Source organism: Pseudomonas sp. 21615526 (assembly GCF_013386245.1).
Taxonomy (GTDB): domain Bacteria; phylum Pseudomonadota; class Gammaproteobacteria; order Pseudomonadales; family Pseudomonadaceae; genus Aquipseudomonas.
Map to the genome: position 1 here is coordinate 39,635 of NZ_JACAOM010000106.1, position 20,308 is coordinate 59,942.

General features: G+C 60.7%; 16 protein-coding genes. 13 read left to right on the forward strand and 3 right to left on the reverse strand.

The window, feature by feature from the left end:
• Positions 1-150 precede the first annotated feature (150 nt).
• The 4 genes from HX786_RS25955 to pgm all read left to right on the forward strand — a co-directional run bounded on the left by HX786_RS25955 (position 151) and on the right by pgm (position 6,429).
• Positions 151-1,173 carry a zinc-dependent alcohol dehydrogenase family protein gene (locus tag HX786_RS25955; RefSeq protein ID WP_003217140.1) on the forward strand — a complete coding sequence of 341 codons (1,023 nt, stop codon included), beginning with the start codon at positions 151-153 and terminating at the stop codon, positions 1,171-1,173.
• Between the two features lie 651 nt (positions 1,174-1,824).
• On the forward strand, positions 1,825-3,246 hold the full coding sequence (locus HX786_RS25960) for a hypothetical protein (protein WP_178912789.1): 1,422 nt from the start codon (positions 1,825-1,827) through the stop codon (positions 3,244-3,246).
• Positions 3,247-3,270: 24 nt separating this feature from the next.
• Positions 3,271-4,683: a PLP-dependent aminotransferase family protein gene (locus HX786_RS25965; protein ID WP_178912790.1), complete on the forward strand. Its 1,413-nt coding sequence runs from the start codon at positions 3,271-3,273 to the stop codon at positions 4,681-4,683.
• Positions 4,684-4,782: 99 nt separating this feature from the next.
• Positions 4,783-6,429, forward strand: a complete 1,647-nt coding sequence (pgm, locus tag HX786_RS25970; protein ID WP_087694418.1) for a phosphoglucomutase (alpha-D-glucose-1,6-bisphosphate-dependent) — start codon at positions 4,783-4,785, stop codon at positions 6,427-6,429.
• Positions 6,430-6,556: 127 nt separating this feature from the next.
• Here pgm and HX786_RS25975 read toward each other — a convergent pair whose 3' ends face one another.
• A complete protein-coding gene (locus HX786_RS25975; protein WP_003217133.1) occupies positions 6,557-7,252 on the reverse strand; it encodes a pirin family protein in 696 nt (231 codons plus the stop codon).
• A 218-nt stretch (positions 7,253-7,470) separates the two neighbouring features.
• On the opposite strand from HX786_RS25975, the gene HX786_RS25980 reads away from it, so the two are divergent.
• Positions 7,471-9,939 (forward strand): UvrD-helicase domain-containing protein, encoded by a 2,469-nt coding sequence (locus HX786_RS25980; RefSeq protein ID WP_178912791.1) that lies wholly within the window; start codon positions 7,471-7,473, stop codon positions 9,937-9,939.
• A gap of 148 nt (positions 9,940-10,087) precedes the next feature.
• On the opposite strand, the gene HX786_RS25985 is transcribed toward HX786_RS25980, so the two are convergent.
• Complete coding sequence (locus HX786_RS25985; RefSeq protein ID WP_003217129.1) at positions 10,088-10,360, reverse strand: DUF1652 domain-containing protein; 273 nt, start codon at positions 10,358-10,360, stop codon at positions 10,088-10,090.
• Between the two features lie 261 nt (positions 10,361-10,621).
• Here HX786_RS25985 and HX786_RS25990 point away from each other — a divergent pair, with 261 nt between their 5' ends.
• From HX786_RS25990 to HX786_RS26005, 4 genes are read left to right on the forward strand one after another with little or no spacing between them, the layout of a single operon-like run.
• Positions 10,622-11,437: an AraC family transcriptional regulator gene (locus HX786_RS25990; protein WP_003217127.1), complete on the forward strand. Its 816-nt coding sequence runs from the start codon at positions 10,622-10,624 to the stop codon at positions 11,435-11,437.
• A gap of 49 nt (positions 11,438-11,486) precedes the next feature.
• Complete coding sequence (locus HX786_RS25995) at positions 11,487-12,893, forward strand: FAD-binding oxidoreductase (protein WP_178912792.1); 1,407 nt, start codon at positions 11,487-11,489, stop codon at positions 12,891-12,893.
• A 27-nt stretch (positions 12,894-12,920) separates the two neighbouring features.
• Positions 12,921-13,262, forward strand: coding sequence for a cupin domain-containing protein (locus HX786_RS26000; RefSeq protein WP_003217122.1), 342 nt, complete (start codon positions 12,921-12,923; stop codon positions 13,260-13,262).
• Between the two features lie 60 nt (positions 13,263-13,322).
• The gene (locus HX786_RS26005) at positions 13,323-14,402 is read left to right on the forward strand and encodes a polyamine ABC transporter substrate-binding protein (RefSeq protein ID WP_177020827.1); all 1,080 of its coding nucleotides are present in this window, start codon (positions 13,323-13,325) and stop codon (positions 14,400-14,402) included.
• 104 nt (positions 14,403-14,506) lie between these two features.
• Here the strand turns inward: HX786_RS26005 and HX786_RS26010 are convergent, their stop codons facing one another.
• A complete protein-coding gene (locus HX786_RS26010; RefSeq protein WP_371132459.1) occupies positions 14,507-15,301 on the reverse strand; it encodes a response regulator transcription factor in 795 nt (264 codons plus the stop codon).
• Positions 15,302-15,498: 197 nt separating this feature from the next.
• Between HX786_RS26010 and HX786_RS26015 the strand changes: the two genes are divergently transcribed.
• From HX786_RS26015 to HX786_RS26030, 4 genes are all read left to right on the forward strand, one after another.
• Positions 15,499-16,863 carry an APC family permease gene (locus HX786_RS26015; protein WP_003217116.1) on the forward strand — a complete coding sequence of 455 codons (1,365 nt, stop codon included), beginning with the start codon at positions 15,499-15,501 and terminating at the stop codon, positions 16,861-16,863.
• Between the two features lie 9 nt (positions 16,864-16,872).
• Positions 16,873-17,973, forward strand: a complete 1,101-nt coding sequence (locus tag HX786_RS26020; protein ID WP_178912793.1) for a P1 family peptidase — start codon at positions 16,873-16,875, stop codon at positions 17,971-17,973.
• Between the two features lie 364 nt (positions 17,974-18,337).
• Positions 18,338-19,786, forward strand: a complete 1,449-nt coding sequence (locus tag HX786_RS26025) for a serralysin family metalloprotease (RefSeq protein ID WP_003217113.1) — start codon at positions 18,338-18,340, stop codon at positions 19,784-19,786.
• 74 nt (positions 19,787-19,860) lie between these two features.
• Positions 19,861-20,229: an AprI/Inh family metalloprotease inhibitor gene (locus HX786_RS26030; protein WP_158213549.1), complete on the forward strand. Its 369-nt coding sequence runs from the start codon at positions 19,861-19,863 to the stop codon at positions 20,227-20,229.
• The last annotated feature ends 79 nt before the right edge of the window (positions 20,230-20,308 follow it).

A 20,308-nucleotide genomic window follows, 5' to 3' on the forward strand; every position in this document is an offset into this window, starting at 1 on the left:
GCTAATTCAGTTTTCCTACATGGCTTGGCACCTTTTCCGTATGTGCGGAATCAATGACAGGCATGTCGACTATTAACGGCGACCGGTGGTCTTGCCCCGAAAGCCCAGATAGAGTTCATGGCAATAGAGGTTACTTTGACGAGGTTTGCGATGTCCCGCACGATCCGTTTTCACAAGTTTGGTCCGGCCGAGGTGCTCAAATGCGAAGAGCATGCAGCCGCTAAGCCCGCACCGGGCGAAGTGCAGGTGCGCGTCGAGGCGATTGGCATCAGCTGGTACGACATTCTGTGGCGCCAGAACCTGGCGTCGTCCCATGCCCGCTTGCCTTCCGGCCTTGGCCATGAAATGGCCGGCGTGGTTGTGGCCGTTGGCGAGGGTGTCGACGACCTGGCGGTGGGTGACAAGGTCGCCAGCTTCCCGGCCGAGAGCCCGAATGACTACCCGGTGTACGGCGAACAGATCGTCCTGCCGCGCTCGGCGCTGACCCGCTACCCGGATGTCCTGAGCCCGATCGAAGCCAGCGTGCACTACACGCCGCTGCTGATTGCCTACTTTGCGTACATGGACCTGGCGCGGGTCAAACCCGGGCAATTCGCCCTGGTAACGGACGCCAGCCACTGTGCCGGCCCATCGTTCGTGCAACTGGGCAAAGCCCTGGGTGTGCGGGTGATTGCTGCGACCAAGACCAGTGATGAGCGCGAATACCTACTGTCCCTCGGGGCCGAGAAGGTCATCGTCACCGAAGAGCAGGACCTGCTGATGCAAGTCAACAAGTTCACCGACAACCGCGGCGTAGACGTGGTGTTCGATGGCTTGGGTGGCCCGCAGATGTCGTTGCTGGGTGATGTGCTGGCGCCGCGTGGCAGCCTGGTGCTGTACGGCCTGCAAGGTGGCAACCAGACGCCATTCCCGGCCTGTGCGGCGTTCCAGAAGAACATTCAGTTCTTTGTGCACTGCATCGGCAACTTCACCGGCAAACCGGAACTGGGCATCATCCAGGACCAGGTGGCCTTGCAGCGAGCCTTGCGTGACATCAACCAACTGACCGCCGACAAGGTGCTGGTACCGCTGAAAACCACGGTATTTCCGTTCAGCCAGTTCGTTGAAGCGCACCGCTATATGGACGAATGTCCGTGCCGTGAACGGGTTGCCTTGCAGGTAGAAACTGTTTGATCTGTGGGAATATTCTCAAGCGAGTATTCCTGCCCCCGGGCGCATGGGGCAAATGCGCCATTTGACAGGACTTAACCTGCCCACCGCTTGAATCGGGATTTCAGCACTTCAGCCCGATAAACCAGATGTATGCCCCTGACGCCGCCCTGAATCCCAGCGCGGCGTTGTCGTGTCTGCACACTCGATACCCCATGCAAGCCCCCATCTGAACCGGTTTTAGCCGGCGTTCTGTATCTGTTAATCATTATTCAAGTGCCGATAATTGCCCCGTCACTTTTATCTCAAGGATTGAGCAATGATTGAATATATGAAATCACCCCGTACATCCGTCAAGCCCAATAATGTTTCCCATGGCTGTTTTGCCGGAACATCAATATTGAAGTGGGTTATGTCGGATGCTTCTCTAGTTTGTAAGTTAAAGCAGCGTAGGAAGTTGTCAGAGCGTTCCTAAGACTTTCGGTTTGGGCTGCGTGCCCCTTGGCTTGGCGCCTTTTCGGGACTGGAAGCCCCCAAAGGCAGGCTTGGCAGGTAGGGCCCGGTGCTAATCTCCATTGAATGTCACATGTTGTAACGCCCCTACAGAAACAACAGGTCAGGCAAATGCCGTCAACGATTGCCCGAAACTGATATTTCAACTCAGGTAGTAGAACTATGAGCGCTATTCACGAACAAGCCATGAACTATGTCTATCAACAAGTATTGCAACGCTTGATAGGGCATTTCTCTCGAACAGAACGTACCTCGCTCCAGTTATTGATTCAACGAATCGTGGTAGCGGCAGGCGGCATGGAGCGGATCGGTGAATACAAGGTGCTGGTCGCTCACGGCGCAGGCGCCGGCAGCAGCTATGTCCTGGCGTTGTTGCGGGCAGCCCAGCTGACGCTTGCAGGCCGGGCGCCGCGGACGTTTCAACTGCGGGTCGCGACCTTGCGCCATGCCGGCATGTCGCAAAATGCCCTGGACACGCTGCATCGCGGCTACAGCGCGCTGTTCCTGCATGACGATGCGCGTGTCGAATTGCTGATGGTCGAGAATCAGGAAGTCTTGCCGTTCAACCACCTGCGGCCGGCCTCCAGTGCGGCGCGCGACACCAGCCGGCGCAATATGCTGATGGTGGGGCACCTGACTTCGGGAGATCTTCGCCAAACCCTGTGCAACGACGCCTACCTGGCCCTCGGTGACTTTTACCAGCGCGTCACCACCTGCAATGGCGGCGTGCACGCGCTGGTCAGCGGTGACTCCGCGCGCAAGCAGCGGGAGTACCTGGCGTGGCTGAAGAAGGCTGCGCTGGCGAGCGGTGCAGAGATCCCGCCGCGCCAGCCCCTGGTGCTCAGCGGGCTGTTCGCGCGCATGGATGAGTGGAGCAACGCCTATTACTGCGACCTTTACGGCGAGCGTTACGCCGTCGCCGATAAGTCCGACACGGACAACCATCGCCACTTGGCCTATATCGGCGCTGCCGACCTTAAGGACGCGGCCGAATACTCCTCCGGGCCGCTGTTGCGTCAGTTCATGGGCTATGAACCGGACGAGTTTGGCTTTCATTTCAGCCACGCGAGCGATGCGAACCCGTTGCTGATGGCCCATCTGCGGGGCCTGCAGGCCGAGTGCCTGCGGGAACTGGATTACGAGGAGGGCGCACAGGGCTTCATGCAGCAGGCCGCGCTGTTCATGCGGCGCAAGCAGATTCCCGAACACCTGATTGCCCAGGCAGCGACCCAGGATGGTCGAGCGCTGGCGGCCGACTACGCCCAGGCGCTGTTCGGATTGGATGAAAGCCAACTGAACTGCCTGATGTTTTCGCCGTTTATCCGTCACGGCGAGCGCCTCGAAAGCTTTTTGCGCCAATGCCACCCCGGCATGCTGGTGGCACTTCCCGAGCTGCACAAGGCGCTGCAAGGCAAGCCGGTGGCCGAGATGCTGGTGCAATGGGCCATCGACATCAGCGGGTTGCCGATCGACCTGCTGCAACATCTCTATCGCAAGCGGCCAGCCACCGGCGTGCCGGGCATGGCCGAGACGCCACAGCAAGATGCTCCCGCCCTGGCAGCCTACCAACTGGCGGGGCGTTAAGCGGGTGGCGGCGGGTGACCAGCGATGAACCTCAGGGACGACCGGCAAACCGACTTCGCCTACCAGGCGGTGTATCGCTACATGATCAACCTCATCGGCGAGGTGGGCACGGATGCCCGGGTAAAACTGCCATCATTGCGGCAGCTGGCGGAGCGCCTGAATGTGTCGATCTCGACCATTCAATACGCTTACTCGTTGCTCGAGAAGGAGGGCCGGGTGTACTCGGTGCCCAAGTCGGGCTACTACGCCTGGCCGGTATTGAATAGACCGCCAGGCAGCAGCGGTGGCGACCTGCTGGAGCGCCTCTATGCCAGTGCGCGACGCCCGGGAATGCGCGTGCTCAGCGCCGATGAGCCGGCACTTGCGGCGTCACTGGACGCAGCGCTGTTGCTGCTCGAGCGCGAACTGTTGCGGCATTACCCGCATCATCTGCAGCCATGGTCGCAGCCCTGTGGTGTGTGGGAACTGCGGGCGACGCTCGCGGCGCGCTATACATCGTCGCCGACCCGTTGCTGGCAGGCGGACGAGGTATACATCGGCGCCGACTTGCGCGGGGTACTGGAGATCCTGATTGAGGTGCTGGGTCTCAAGGGCGCTGCGATCATCGTCGAATCCCCGTGTGACTGGCTGATCCTGCGGTTGTTGCAGGGGGCAGGCGTGAGGGTTCTCGAATTGCCATTCACGGCGGACGACGGCCTGGACCTGGCGTTGTTCGAGCACTTGCTCAGCACCGAGCCGGTGCAGCTGGCGTTGCTGTCATCCGGTGTCAGCCTGCCGTCCGGCGTAGTCCTGTCCACCCATGATCGCCTGCAGCTAGTGCGATTGCTGGACCAGCATGGCTGTTGGTTGTTAGAAAATGACAGCCATGGTGACCTCGGCTTCGGGCAGCCAATCACCGCGTTACGGGACCTGGCCAATCCCGAGCGGCTGATGGTGTTTTCCACGTTCGAGAAGATGCTCGGGCCGGAAGCGCCGTTTGGCTATTTGCTGTCGCGCGACCTCAGCGGCGAGCTGCAGCGCCAGTTCCTGTTGCGCGCATTCCGGTTGTCCTCTATCCGCCAGCGCGCGATTGCGCGGCTCTATCAAAGCGGGCGCATAGACCAGCATCTGCGGGAGTTGCGCCCGCAACTCAAAGAGCAGGCCCGGCTCATGGGCCTGCGGCTGGACACGCATCTGGGCAACCAGGTGAGCTACCGAATGCCTGCCGCTGGCGCGACCTTCTGGTTGCGCTCAGAGGCCCCGGTGGATATGCGCCAGGTGTTCCAGCGCCTGCTCACCCGGCAGGTGGTGATTGCGCCGGGGGAGTTGTTCAGCCTCAGTGGCCTGCACTGCCAGCATCTGCGGCTGAGCCATGCCGTTGACGGCGCCCATAACCTGGAGAATGCCCTGGATGAGCTGGCTCTGGCGCTCAGGCAGGCACAGACCGGCGCTGAATGAAATTTCGCTGATTGCTGTAGGATTTATAACGTCGCGGAGCAGTCCAAGTCCCAGTAAACTGCACTTCTTTCCGAATCCTTCTCTTTCAGAGGTTTATGCATGACTCTCAGTCCTTTTGCGGGCAAGCCGGCACCAGCTCAATTGCTGGTAGACATCCCGCGACTGGTAACGGCCTATTACACCGGCCAGCCTGATGCAGCGATCTCCACCCAGCGCGTCGCCTTTGGTACCTCCGGGCACCGCGGCAGCTCGTTCGACCTCAGCTTCAACGAATGGCACGTGCTTGCCATCAGCCAGGCCATTTGCCTTTACCGTGAAGCCCAAGGCATCAACGGCCCGCTGTTTGTCGGCCTGGACACCCACGCCCTGTCGACGCCTGCCGGCGCCAGCGCCCTGGAAGTGCTGGCCGCCAATGGCGTGCACGTGATGCTCGCCGAAGGCGATGAGTACACCCCGACACCGGCGATTTCCCACGCCATCATTTGCTACAACCGCGGCCGCACCAGTGGTTTGGCCGACGGCATCGTGATCACGCCGTCCCACAACCCGCCACAAAGCGGCGGCTACAAGTACAACCCGCCCAACGGCGGCCCGGCCGACACCCACATCACCAAGTGGATCGAAGCCAAGGCTAACGAACTGCTGGCCAATAAGCTGGCCGGGGTCAAGCGCATCACCCATGCCCAGGCGCTGAAGGCCGACACCACTCATCGCCACGACTACCTCAACACCTACGTGGCCGATCTGGTCAACGTCATCGACTTCGATGCCATCCGCAACGCTGGCTTGCGCCTGGGCGTCGATCCGCTGGGCGGAGCAGGGGTGCGCTACTGGTCGGCCATCGCCGAGCATCACCGCCTGAACCTCGACGTGGTGAACACCGAAGTGGATTCGACCTTCCGCTTCATGAGCGTCGACTGGGACGGCCAGATCCGCATGGACCCGTCCTCCAGCTACGCCATGCAGGGGTTGATCGGCCTCAAGGACCGTTATGACGTGGCCTTCGCCTGCGACCCGGACCACGACCGCCATGGCATCGTGACGCCGTCCGGTGGCTTGCTGGCGCCGAACAACTACCTGGCCGTGTCCATCGACTACCTGTTCCAGAACCGCCCCGAGTGGCGCGCTGATGCTGCGGTGGGCAAGACCGTGGTCAGCAGTGGCTTGATTGATCGCGTGGCCAAGCGCATTGGCCGTCGCCTGTACGAAGTGCCGGTGGGCTTCAAGTGGTTTGCCGATGGCCTGTTTGACGGTTCGCTGGGTTTTGGTGGCGAAGAAAGTGCCGGCGCCTCGTTCCTGCGCAAGGACGGCAGCGTGTGGAGCACTGACAAGGACGGTTTGATCCCGGCGCTGCTGGCGGCGGAAATGACCTCGCGCAAAGGCCAGGACCCAAGCCAGATTTATCGCGGGCTGACCGATGCACTGGGCGAGCCGTTCGCCATTCGGGTGGATGCCAAGGCGACTCCGGCGCAGAAGGCCTTGTTGGGCAAGCTGTCGCCAGACCAGGTGACGTCCACGCAGTTGGCGGGGGAAAGCATCCAGCAGATCCTCAGCCACGCGCCGGGCAATGACCAGGCGATCGGCGGGCTGAAAGTCATGACTGAAAACGGTTGGTTTGCCGCACGGCCATCGGGCACCGAGGACATCTACAAGATCTACGCCGAGAGCTTTATCGGCGAAGATCACCTCAAGCAACTGGTGGAAGAGGCCCAGGTGTTGGTAGACGGGGCGATCTCGGCTAACTGATACCCAGCCTATGACTGATTAACCTGTGGCGAGGGAGCTTGCTCCCGCCGGACTGCGCAGCAGTCCCATTTTTGGGCGCGCTTCGCACCCCAGCGGGAGCAAGCTCCCTTGCCACATTCAAGCTCGGTCAGGCGAGGTCGACCAACACGATCTCGCTGTCCTCAACCGCTGTCACCCGCAGTACCTGCTCATCCTCAACCGCCACACCGTCTCGAGCTTGTGCACGCAAGCCATTGACTTCAATCACCCCGGTGGCCGGTACCAGGTACGCCCGGCGTCCGTTGTCCAGCCGATACTCGGCACTTTCACCGGCTTTCAGGTTTGCCGCTACCAAGCGTGCATCGGCCCGAATCCGCAGGCTTTCGCTGTCTCCGGCCTTGCCACTGGCCAGGGTCACAAACCCTTCGCGGTCACCCTTCGGAAACGGCTTAGCGCCCCACGACGGTGGCAAACCGGCCTCATTGGGAATGATCCAGATCTGGAAAATCTTGGTCGGCGTAGCTTCCAGGTTGTACTCGCTGTGGGCGATCCCGGTGCCGGCGCTCATTACCTGGACGTCGCCGGCCTCGGTGCGGCCCTGGTTGCCCAGGTTATCGGCATGGCTGATGGCGCCTTCACGCACATAGGTGATGATTTCCATGTCCCGGTGCGGGTGCTGCGGGAAGCCGGTGCCCGGTGCGATGAGGTCATCGTTCCACACCCGCAGGTTGCCCCAGTGCATGCGCTTGGGGTCATGGTATTCGGCAAACGAGAAGTGGTGGTGAGCGTCCAGCCAACCGTGATTGGCGCCGCCCAGGGTGTTGAAAGGTCGAAGTTCAAGCATGATCGTCTCCTGTGGATGGGAGCTATCATCCAGCAGCGCCAGATCGATAAAAAGCGTAAAAAATGCTGGATTCCTATCGAATGCTTCGATGCCGATGCTCAGGACTTGTCTTCACTTCATCGCCTAACTGCATGAGCGCAAAGCAATTGGCTGGAACTGTGGGGCATTTGCGGCGACCATAGGGCTCTTGTCCGAGTTAAAGCATCGCAGGAGTCCGCGTGCCGCAACACACCCCCGATCTGCCTCCCGAACTGCGGCCACTGGCCGAAATGCCCCTGTTGAAACGGCTCGCCGCCCGATTATTCGGTCACGGCCTGACGCGCCTGCGGGCACAGCACCGTTTCTCATGGCTGCATGGCCAGGCCGACGGCTTTCGCAGTGGCCACACGGCCGGCGTGGAGTATGGCTATAAGGAAGGCAAGGCGGATGGTATCGAAGAAGGCCGCCAGGTCCTGCTGATTCGTGACTTCCGGCCGGATGAGCACACTGCGCCGGGTGTTGACGACAATCTGTTCGATGATTGGCGCCTGCCGCTGACCGCCGAGTTGAAAAAACGCATCAAGGCTGATGTGGCGCGCCTGCTGCCGGCCCATGCCCAGCCGAGTGCGGCGCAATGGAAGATGATCTTCAGCGACACGCCGTCCACCTCGGTGATCGCCGGCGCCGGCGCGGGTAAATCCACCTCGCTGGTGCTGCGTATCCTGCTGCTGACCCATTACCTGGGCTTCGAGCTGAGCTCGATGACGGTGGTGACCTTCACCCGTGAGTCGCGCAAGGACTTTATCAACAAGCTCATGGAAATTCTCGCCTTGTGGGGCCAACCCCTTGGTATGAAAGACGCGCAAGCGGTGGTGCGGACCTTTCACTCACGCATCCTGCCAATAGTGCGCAGCCTGCCGGGCCTTGAACGGCTGCAGGCGTTCGAGAACCTCAATGCGCGGACCGAAGCGGGCTTTGATGAGGCCGACAGCAACCCCTTCGAATTGCGGATCAACGACGCCCAGCGCCAGCAACTGAATGCCTGCTATCACCGGCTGCATGGCCGCCATGAACGCTTCCGCGAACTGATCGCCCCGCTGGCGCGCCATGCCCTGCAACTCAAGGAGCTGGAGCGCGATCACCCGGACGTGCAAAAACGCGTCGCGGTGACCGAACTGGCGGCCAAGCGCGATGAAGAACTCTGCGATGTGATCGAAGACCTGTGGTTTCGTGCCGGCGCCTGGCCGATCAAGGGCATCGAGCCCAATCGCCAGACGTTCGATATCAACGGCGCGAAGTTTCACTGCCATGGCTACATTGCCGAACTGGATGCCTGGATCGTACTGGGCTTCGACCCGCGGGAAAATGCCCAGGTCAGTCGACCCGGGTCCAAGCTGTCAGTACGCGCCGAATGGGCGGTAAAGCGAACCCTGTTTCAAGCTTTCTGCCGTAAACCATTGATATGGTTAGAAAGCTACGAGTCTTCCAGGCGGCTTTTAAGCAGCCTGGCAGGTGACGCAACAGCGGGTCCGGGCTTCGATTACAAGGTCAAGGGCGAGCTGGGTTCGGCACCGTTGCTGGACAGCTTTGTTGCCGCCGCCGGGTTCATCGAGAACCTCGGGCTGGATGTGCCCACCGCCGTGGGCAAGATGAGTTTTGCCAAGGATGATCCAGACCGTTTTTACTTCGAGGCACTGAGCATTTTCTGGAAGGCCCTCGAAGATCACTTGCTGGACCAGTCGCCACCGGTCATGACCTACAACCGGATGTTCTCGCTTTTTGGCGAAAACACCCCGGAGAACCTGAAGTTGCTCAGCGACCCGCTGCTACGGCCGATGTCGCACCTGATGATCGACGAATTCCAGGACGTATCGCCGCAGATCGTCTCGTGGATCCGGGCCAGCTTGCGGGAGATCCGCAGCCGCGGGCCGGCCATGCACGTGGGGCGTGGGGCCCAGCGCTCTTCGCTGTTGTGCGTGGGCGATGACTGGCAGTCGATCTATGGCTGGCGTGGCAGTTCGCCCAAGTATTTCATGGAGTTCAACAAGGAGTTCCCGTCACCCACGACCACCCGGGTGATGCTGGGCGAGAACTACCGCAGCCATCAGCACGTGATCGATGCTGCCGAGCACATTGTGCGGGCGGCCCCGGCCATCAGCGGTAAGAAAGCCAAGGCCAGTGGAACCGCGAAGGAGTTGGTGCCGGTCACGGTGCGTGACCGTGACGATGCGGCGCTGGGCCAACAACTGCTGGCGCACTATCAAAAGGGTGACTCGGTATTAATGCTGTATCGAAAAAGCAGCGATAAGTCATTGATGCAAGAGCATATTCAGTCGGTAGTTAATGTGGATTCTAGTTTGCCGTACGGCAGCCGCCGGCTCAAGCAACTGACTTATCACAGCGCCAAGGGCCTGCAAGCGGATGCGGTATTCCTGCTGGGCGACTGCCAGCACTTGACCAGTTCGCCGTACAAGAACCAGGTCTACCGCATGGCAGGACTGGGCAAGGACGGCGATACCGAAGCTTACGACAGCGCGCAGAAAGACGAAGTGCTGCGCCTGGCCTACGTGGGCATTACCCGGGCGGTGAGCCATTGCTATTGGTATGTCGACGCCCAGGATGGCCAAGGGGTGAATGTGCCAAAGGCTTCGGACCGGGTTGCCGGGGACAAACCGTTTTTTGACGACCAGCGCATCAGCAAATCATAAGGGATGACGTTGAATCCTGTGGCGAGGGAGCTTGCTGTGGCGAGGGAGCTTGCTCCCGCTGGAGTGCGCAGCGCTCCCAGGATTTTGGGGCTGCTACGCAACCCAGCGGGAGCAAGCTCCCTCGCCACAGGATACCTGCGTTGCCAGATCAAGCCCGCAGCGACAGCGGCGGCACAAACGACTCCAGTTCATCCTCAACCGCCTCGATGATCCGCTCCACGTCAGCAGCGTTCATCACCGTGGCGCAAGGGATACCGGCAATTGCAATCAGGGTTTCCCCGCTGGCGCGGTCGAACAGGCGGGCGATCATACTGCCGGGAGCATCCATGCTCGCCTCAAAGCCCATGGGATGAAAGTGCCAGCGCATCAACTGGCAGGCATTGGGGAATGTCACTTTGTTCATGTTGCCCACCTTGTTCATTGAGCGCTTCCTTTAGCTCGCTGCAGGGGCGCCATGACCGTCACTGGTCCTGGCCGTCGTGAGCATTAAAAATAGCATTCGTTCGCATCGGGCATGGGAGTTTTTTCGTCCCGTCCGGCAGTTGTTTTCAATAACGTTGATATGGGTCACGTGCTGCGTGGTATCAAGCGAAAGGCCATTAGTCGGAAATATCAAATGGCCGTTGAGCGGGTACGGGCAGTTGGGCAAGCTGCCTCTTTTTTCACCGGCGTAGAGCGCTCAATGCAAGACATCATTCCGGATGACTCCCAGAAAACCCAAGCTACGGCCAAGCTGGTACTGCGTCACCATCTGTGCTGGCGGGATCGGGACCTGGATGGAGTGATGTCGTACTACCATCCGGACATCCAGTACCACGATTTCTTCCAGAACCGCGTGGTGGGTGCCGGCGAGCTGCGCGAATACCTGCAAGCCAGCATGCCCCGTGGCGCCGACGAAGCGATCGAACACACCGACCGCATCCGCGCCGACGGCGACACCGCGTTCATCCAATACCGCATCACCTTGCGTGGCGGCCAGGGCCTGGTGTCGTTTCGCACCAGCGAAGCGATTACCGTGCGCGATGGCTTGATCTGGCGGGTCAACGAGTACGCCTCCCTGGTCCACGAGCAGTCTGCCAGCCGCCGCGAGACCACACGCCCGACCGTCAGCCGCCTGGGCCTGTCGCCGCAGCAACTGAGCTACATGGCCAACGACCTGCAACAGTACTTCGAGCGCCAGCAACCCTATCTGGACCCCGAACTGGACCTGCAACGGGTGGCGAAGGAGTGCGGGTACAGCCGCAACCAGATTTCCTACCTGTTGAACCAGGTGCTGGGGCAAAGTTTTTATCGCTACGTCAACCAGGCACGCCTCCAGCATTTGCTGGCTGCACTGGAAATGGCCGCGCCGCCGATCCGCATCGACGAACTGGCGTTTGCCGCCGGCTTCAATTCGACGTCGGCGTTCTACAGCAGCTTCCGCCAGCACACCGGCCAGTCGCCAAAGGCCTACGTCAAACAAATTTCCCTGCGTGCACGCGCGCAAGACAGCCCCTGAGGCCAGGCTCTAGGATCACTGCCATCGAAGTGTGGTGGTGGAGCCTGGCATGCCTGCATGGCGCAATATCAGTTTATGGATGGACCAGTTGGACGAGTCGCTGCTGGCACGCGCGTCCCTGGAGCAGGACCTGGACGTCAACGTGGCCATCATCGGCGCCGGCTACACCGGGCTCTGGACCGCGTATTACCTGAAGCGCCAGGCGCCCGAGCTGAAAATCGCAATCATCGAGGCGCAAACCGCCGGGTTCGGTGCCTCGGGCCGTAACGGCGGCTGGCTGATGGGCAACCTGCTGGGAGAGGACCGCCTGTTGGCCGGCCTGACCCCGGAACAGCGCCGGGCCTCGTTCGACCTGCTGCACGCCATCCCCGACGAAGTCGCGCAAGTGATCGAGCGCGAAGGCATCGACTGCGACTACCGCAAGGGTGGTGTGCTGTATTGCGCCGCGCGCTACCCCGAACAGGAAGCCACCCTGCGTGCGTACCTGGCCAAACTTCACAGCCAGGGCCTGACCGACGACGATTACCGTTGGCTTGGCCCGCAACAACTGGCCGAGCAGATCCGTATCGCCAAGCCTTATGGCGGCATCTATGCACCCCACGTTGCCACGATTCACCCGGCCAAGCTGGTGCGCGGCCTGGCGCGGTTGGTGGAGCGGATGGGCGTCAAGATCTACGAAAACAGTCCCGTCACCCATTGGCAGTCCGGCAGCCTGCGCACGGACAAAGCCTCGGTGCGCGCCTCCTGGGTGGTGCCGGCAGTGGAAGGGTATGCCACCACGCTGGCTCCGCTGGGGCGCTATCAGTTGCCGGTGCAAAGCCTGATCGTTGCCACCGAGCCGTTGCCGGCCAGCACTTGGGACGAGATCGGCCTGAATCGTGGCCAGGCGTTCGGCGAGAGCAGCCGGCAAGTGACTTACGGCCAGCGTTCGGCGGACAACCGCCTGGTGTTCGGCGCTCGCGGGGGTTATCAGTTTGCCGGCAAGTTGCGGCACAACTTCGATCTCACCGACAGCGAAGTCGAGCTGCGTCGCTACCTGTTCGGCGAACTGTTCCCGCAGCTCAAGAAAGTCCGGATCACCCACGCCTGGGGCGGCAACCTGGGCATGTCCCGGCGCTTCAAGCCGCACATGCTCTGCGATCACGCGGCAGGCATCGCCCTGGCCGGTGGTTACGGCGGCGAGGGCGTAGGCGCCAGCAACCTCGGTGGCCGCACCCTGGCGGACCTGATCCTGGGGCTCGATACGCCGTTGGTTCGCCAGCCATGGGTGATTCAGCCGGGCCGGCTGGACGGGCTCAAGGCCTGGGAACCGGAACCCTGCCGCTGGCTGGGCTACAACGCGATCATCCGCAGTTTTGTGCATGAGGACCAGGTGTTGGCCAACCCCAATACCGCCCCGTGGCGCCGCAAACTGGCCAGCGGGGTTGCCGGGTTCATGGAAGGTTTCATGCACTAAGTCGTTTCAATCACCACAGGTATGAACATGAGCATTACCCAGTTCAAAGACACACTCAGCGCCCATTTGCCGGACTCCTCGCCCGTCGCCGTGCCACTGGGCACACCGGTGGCGGTGGCCTCGACCTTGAGCGTGGAACGTAGCGACGGCGTCGAAACCGGCATCTGGGAATGCACGCCCGGGCGCTGGCGCCGGCAGATCAAAGCCCAGGAGTTTTGCCACTTTATCCAGGGACGCTGCACCTTCACCCCCGACAACGGGGAAATGCTCCACATAGAAGCCGGCGACGCACTGATGTTGCCGGCCAACAGCACCGGTATCTGGGACATCCAGGAAACCGTGCGCAAGACCTATGTACTGATTCTCTGATTCTTTGATCTTTGATCGCCTGCCATAAAAACAGCCCTAAAACCGCCAGGAAATCGAACCATGAGACCCATTGCCCTGTTGCCGCTGGTATTCGTCGCCACCCTCAGCCAAGCCGCCGAGACGGTGAAGATCTACAACTGGTCGGACTATATCGCCCCCGACACCACCAGGAACTTCCAGAAAGAAACCGGCATCGGTTTCACCTACGACGTGTACGACAGCAACGAAACCCTCGACGGCAAGTTGATGACCGGCAAATCCGGCTATGACGTGGTGTTCCCCTCCAACCACTTCATGGCCCGGCAGATCCAGGGCGGGGCGCTGAAGAAACTCGACAAGAGCCAGTTGCCCAACTGGAAGAATCTCAACCCGGTGCTGCTCAAGGCCCTGGAAAACAACGACCCGGGCAACGCCCACGGCTTCCCGTACCTGTGGGGCAGCACCGGTATCGGCTACAACATCGACAAGGTCAAGGCGGTACTCGGCGACAACGCCCCAGTGGATTCCTGGGACCTGATCTTCAAGCCCGAGAACATGCAAAAACTGCAGAAGTGTGGCGTCGCCATCCTCGACAACGGCCCGGAACTGCTGCCCGCGGCCCTCAACTACCTGGGCCTGCCGCACCACAGCAAAAAGGCGGAAGACTACAAAAAGGCCGAGGACCTGCTGATGAAAGTGCGGCCGTACGTGGCGTATTTCCACTCCTCGAAATACACCGCCGACCTGGCCAACGGCGACATCTGCGTGGCCGTCGGCTTCTCCGGCGACATCCTCCAGGCCGAAAGCCGCGCCAAGGAAGCCAGGAATGGCGTGAACATCGGCTACAACATTCCCAAGGAAGGCGCCGCCATCTGGTTCGACATGGTCGCCATGCCCGCCGATGCCCCGGATGAAAAAGCCGGCTATGCCTTCATGAACTACCTGCTACGCCCGGAAGTGATGGCCAGCATCACCAACTACGTGCACTACGCCAACGGCAATGCCGCGGCGGACAGCCTGGTGGACCCGGCAATCAAGAGCGACACCAAGGTGTACCCAAGTCCGGAAATGATGGGCAAGTTGTTCGCACTGGAAGCAATGCCGCTGAACATCGACCGGATTCGTACGCGGGTGTGGAACACCATTCGTACCGGGCGTTGATGATCGTTCCCACGCTCCGCGTGGGAATGCATCCTGTGACGCTCCGCGTCACGACTTCAAAAGCGCATGCGGAGCGTCCAGGGCGGCGTTCCCGCGCCGCGGAATCAAGGATTCTCCAAGTCATGCCCCAACGACTGGATAAACAACGAAAACAGCTCCGGCTGCGATGAGATATCCAGCTTGGCATACAGGTGCCGGCGGTGAACCTTGACCGTATCCGGCGAGATATTCAGCCGTTCGGCCATGGCTTTTGACGAAAACCCGCGCAACACCAATCGCGCTATTTCCAGCTCCCGTTCCGACAACACGCCACAGCCGAAATGACTCAACGCGTCCCGTATCTGGCTGGCCATTTCCGCCGGCGCGGCCACTCGCTGGGTGCTTTGCTGCCAATGCTGCTGCATCAATGGCAACACCCAGGCCGCGAGCGTGGTCATCAACCCCGTTTCCTCGCCGGTAAACAACCGCTGCATTCCCAACGACAGCGATAACGTCCCCGCACCCGGCAATTGCAGGATGAATTGCACCTCGTCTTCCAGCACGTTGTCGTGGAAGTAATTGAGGAAGTATTCACTCTGGCGAAAATGATCCGGCGCCACTTCCTCAAGGCGGTAGACGCCACTGGCATACCCCTCGCGACACGCCTGGAAAAACGGGTCCAACAGGTACAAGCCATTCAGATAAACCAGCATCGACGCCGGTTTGCTGCTCGGTTGTGCGTCGTATTCTTCCAGCGCTTCGGGCGGGCCATCGGCGGGGTAGAAGATCGCCAGGGCATTGTCGAAGGGCAGGCATTGGTGCAGCAACAGCACCAGTTGCTTCCAGAAACGCCCGGTGCCGATCTGTGCGACGGTACGCCCCAGGCCCGCGTGCATGCCGACTTCCCTGAACAGGCTCATGTGCAGCTCCACGCTAAGGATTCAGGCCGCAAGGGTTCGACTTTTGCCCGGCGGCGTCAAGGGGAGTACTCCAATAGGGGAATTGGCCGATCTACACAGAGTGTTTAAGTTGGCCGTCAGTCAGCGGGGAACATACCCTGCGCCGCTTCACCTTTTCGTTTCTGCCTCAAACCAAGAACAATCAAGAGGATAACGATATGAGTGCTCCTTCCACGCCCGACGGCGTGCTGAAACCCACCCTGAGCGTATTCGATGTAGTGGCCATCACCGTCTCGGCGGTCACCCCGGCCAGTTCAGTGTTCGTGATTGCGCCGTTTGCCATCCAGCAGGCCGGCAGCGGGGTGTTCCTGGCCTTTGTGATGGCCGCCTTGCTGGCGCTGATGTTCGCCTTTTGCTACGCCGAACTCGGGCGTGCCCACAACAGCGCCGGCGGCGAATACGTGTATGCCAAGCGGGTGTTCGGCGGCATGGCCGGCTACGCGACGTTCCTCACGGTACTGGTGATGCTGCTGTTTATCCCGCCGGTACTGGCCACCGGGGCGGCGACTTACCTGAATAACGCCCTCGGCACCCAATTCGATTCGCAAACCGTGGCCCTGGTGATTGTGGTGTGCAGCTACGCCCTGGGCATCCTCAATATCAAGCTGAATGCCTGGATCACCGGCACCTGCCTGCTGCTGGAAGTGGCGGCGTTGCTGGTGATCGTGTTTATCGGCTTCGGCAATCCGGTGCAGCCGGTCAGCGTGCTGTTGCAACCGCAAATCGTCGAGAACGGCGTGCTGCACCTGGCGCCCTGGGCGCTGGTCATCGGCGCGGTGGGCATCGGCCTGTTCTCGTTCAATGGCTACGGTCCCGCCGTCTTGCTGGCCGAAGACATGAAGTGCGGCGGCAGGGGCGTGCACAAGGCGGTGTTGTGGTCCCTGGGCCTGGTGGTGGTCATCGAGCTGGTGCCGATCACCGCCTTGCTGATCGGTGCGCCATCCCTCAGTGCGATGATCAGCAGCCCCGACCCGATCGGCTACCTGCTGACCAGCCACGGTAACGAAACCCTGTCGCGGCTGGTCAGCGCCGGGATCTTCCTGTCGGTATTCAACGCCATCGTCGCCATCGTCATCCAGATTGGCCGGGTGGTGTTCAGCAGCGGCCGAGATGCGCTGTGGACACCCACCATCAACAAACTCTTCACCCGGATTCATCCACGCTGGGATTCCCCGTGGTTGGCTACGCTGTTCCTGGCGGTCCCTTCGGCATTGCTCAGCTTCAGCTCCAACCTGGCGGACCTGACGTCTTTCAGCGTACTGCTGATCATGCTGGTGTACCTGATCGTGGCGTTGAGCGCGTTGATGAGCCGGGTGTTGCTGCGTGACCGCGAGCACCCGTATCGCATGCCGTTGTGGCCGGTGCCGGCCTTGCTGGCGGTGCTGGGCGCCGGCTACCTGTTGGTGACCCTGGCGATTGCCGCCTCGGTTCGCGACATCATGATTATCATCGGCCTGTTGGCACTGTCGGTGATCCTGTATTGCATCAGTGGCCGGTTGAGTCCGGCGTTTCAAAAATTGTAAGGAGTGGTTATGCGTGCACGTCAATTGGGCATCACCTTGGGACTGGGTACGCCCGGTGAGTTGAATGCCATCACCGACGTTCCAGGGGTTCGGGTCGGCCACAGTACGATCAAGACCCGCATCGACGGCAAACACGTACGTACCGGCGTGACGGCGATCCAGCCCCGGGCCGGTGCCGCGCGGTATCAGCCGTGTTTTGCCGGCTACCACGTGCTCAACGGCAATGGCGACGCCACGGGCCTTGAGTGGATCAGCGAATCGGGGTTGCTGACCACGCCGCTGGCGATCACCAACACCCACAGCATCGGGATTGTGCGCGACACGCTGATCGCCCTGGAGCGCGAAAGCCTCGAAGACCCCGCCGTGTACTGGTGCATGCCGGTGGTGATGGAAACCTACGACGGCTTGCTCAACGATATCTGGGGCCAGCACGTCGGCCCGGAGCATGTGCGCGAGGCGCTGGCCAACGCCGAATCCGGGCCGGTGGCGGAGGGCGCCGTGGGCGGCGGCACCGGGATGATCTGCCATGAGTTCAAGGGGGGCATCGGTACCGCGTCACGGCGCTTGCCGGCGGAGCAGGGTGGCTGGACCGTCGGTGTGCTGGTGCAGGCCAACCATGGCAAGCGCCAGGAACTGCGCGTGGATGGTTACCCGGTAGGCCGGCAATTGATGGACATCCCGTCACCCTTTGCCGATCGCGGCACACCCGGCATGGGCTCCATCGTGGTGATCATCGCCACCGATGCGCCGTTGTTGCCCCATCAATGCCAGCGCCTGGCACAACGCGCGTCCATCGGGATTGCGCGCACGGGTGGCGGTACCGAGGACTCCAGCGGGGACCTGTTCCTGGCGTTCGCCACCGGCAATCAGGATTTGCCGGTGGCCGACTACGGGCGCAAGGGCTCGCCCCTCAGCACAGCCCTGCAAATGGTCAATAACGACCACATTTCACCGCTGTTCAGCGCGGCGGCGGAGGCCGTGGAAGAGGCGATCATTAATGCCATAGTGGCCGGCGAAGACATGACCACCGACCAGGGTGTGCGGGTGCCCGCGCTGGATGCCCACACGCTCCTGCAGGCATTGCGCCAAACCGGCTGGCGCGGCCAGTAAGTAAACTAAGTCTTGTCCCGGTAATACGGGACAAACACTTAAATAGTGGCCAATCAATACTAACAATGACACGGTGACACTTTCTTAGTGCACCTCAGTCAATACTTTGGATCCATTCGTGGCTAAATGTCTTTAGGAGTATTTAATATTTAAATAGCTGGATTTTAATAACGCGCTATTTACCAGTGTTTGCAGGTTTTGTTCACCGGCCCAACTTTATCCTTGGATAAAAACCGCTGGACGAATGATTTCAGGTTGTGTCAGTTTTCTTTCGCCTTCAAAAGGGGCGAGTGATCGGACTTACTCGCCAGAGTGGGTCCGGTCGGACAAAAACTGTTCCACTTGCAAACAAGGAAGTACGTTTATGTCAAAAGTAAAAGACAAAGCTATTGTGTCGGCGGCTCAAGCAAGTACCGCTTACACCCAGATCGATAGCTTTAGCCATCAATACGACCGCGGTGGCAACCTCACGGTCAATGGCAAACCGTCGTTCACCGTTGACCAGGCCGCCGACCACCTGCTGCGTGAGAACGCCGCGTACCGGGACGTGGATGGCAACGGCAAGATCGATCTCACCTACACCTTCCTGACTTCGGCTTCGAACGCGACCATGAACAAGCATGGGATCACCGGGTTCAGCCAGTTCAACACCCAGCAGAAAGCACAGGCCGTACTGGCCATGCAATCCTGGGCCGATGTGGCCAATGTCACCTTCACCGAGAAAGCCTCGGGCGGTGACTTCCACATGACCTTCGGCAACTACAGCGGCGGCCAGGACGGCGCAGCGGCCTTTGCCTACCTGCCAGGCACCAACGCCAAGTACAACGAAAGCGGTCTTGACGGCACTTCCTGGTACCTGACGAACAACAGCTACACGCCGAACAAGACCCCGGACCTGAACAACTATGGCCGGCAGACCCTGACCCACGAAATCGGCCACACCTTGGGCCTGGACCACCCTGGCGACTACAACGCCGGGACCGGCAACCCTTCGTACAAAGACGCGGACTATGGACAGGACACGCGTGGCTACAGCGTCATGAGTTACTGGAGCGAGAGCAACACCAACCAGAACTTCAGCAAAGGCGGGGTAGAAGCCTACTCGTCCGGCCCGCTGATTGACGACATCGCCGCGATCCAGAAGCTCTACGGCGCCAACTACAACACCCGCGCCGGCGACACCACCTACGGCTTCAACTCCAACACCGGGCGTGATTTCCTCAGCGCCACTTCATCGGCCGACAAGCTGGTGTTCTCGGTGTGGGACGGTGGCGGCAACGACACCCTGGACTTCTCCGGTTTTACCCAGAACCAGAAGATCAACCTCAATGAAACCTCGTTCTCCGACGTTGGCGGCCTGGTGGGCAACGTTTCCATCGCCAAGGGTGTGACCGTGGAGAACGCCATCGGCGGTTCGGGCAACGACCTGCTGATCGGTAACGCAGCCGCCAACGTCCTCAAGGGCGGTGCCGGCAACGACATCATCTTCGGCGGCGGCGGTGCAGACCAGCTGTGGGGCGGCTCAGGCAACGACACCTTCGTGTTCGGCGCCAGCTCCGACTCCAAGCCGGGTGCGGCCGACAAGATCTTCGACTTCACCTCGGGTTCCGACAAGATCGACCTCACCGGCATCACCAAAGGTGCAGGCCTGACCTTCGTCAACGCGTTTACCGGTCATGCCGGCGACGCGGTGCTGTCCTACGCTTCGGGTACCAACCTGGGCACATTGGCCGTGGACTTCTCCGGGCACGGCGTGGCGGATTTCCTCGTCACCACCGTTGGCCAGGCAGCCGTCAGCGACATCGTGGCCTGATACACGCGTAAAGGAGGGTGGCGCACACGCGCCGCCCTCTGCCCTTGCATCCACCCCATGAACGGGCGAAGGTGATGACGCTATTTCGCAGTACCGTGGCCTGGAGTTTCCAGGTGTTGCTTATGTCGGCAGGAGCCACAGCAATGGCAAGCAGTCTGGTTTTACCTACTTCCGCGCAGTTGGCCGGGCATTGGGCGCTGCACCAGCAAGAGCAGGTGTGCGCACTGGACTTGATTGAGCAGGCTAACGCGTTAGGGGGCGATGTGGAGTGCGCCGGACAATGGCTGGGGGAAGCCCCCGTTAGTTGGACGCCTACTCCCGATGGTATTTGGCTGATGAATGCCGAAGGCACCGGCATAACCCATTTGAATCGCCAGAAAGAAGGCGAATATGAAGGTCGCGCAAAAACCGGCGCGGTATTGATATTGCAACGTGCACCGTAATAGTTCGTTATAACGATATAACCCGATTTTAATGTTTGCCCGCCCCTTATTGGGGCGCTCGGTAAACTATTGCGCGTCA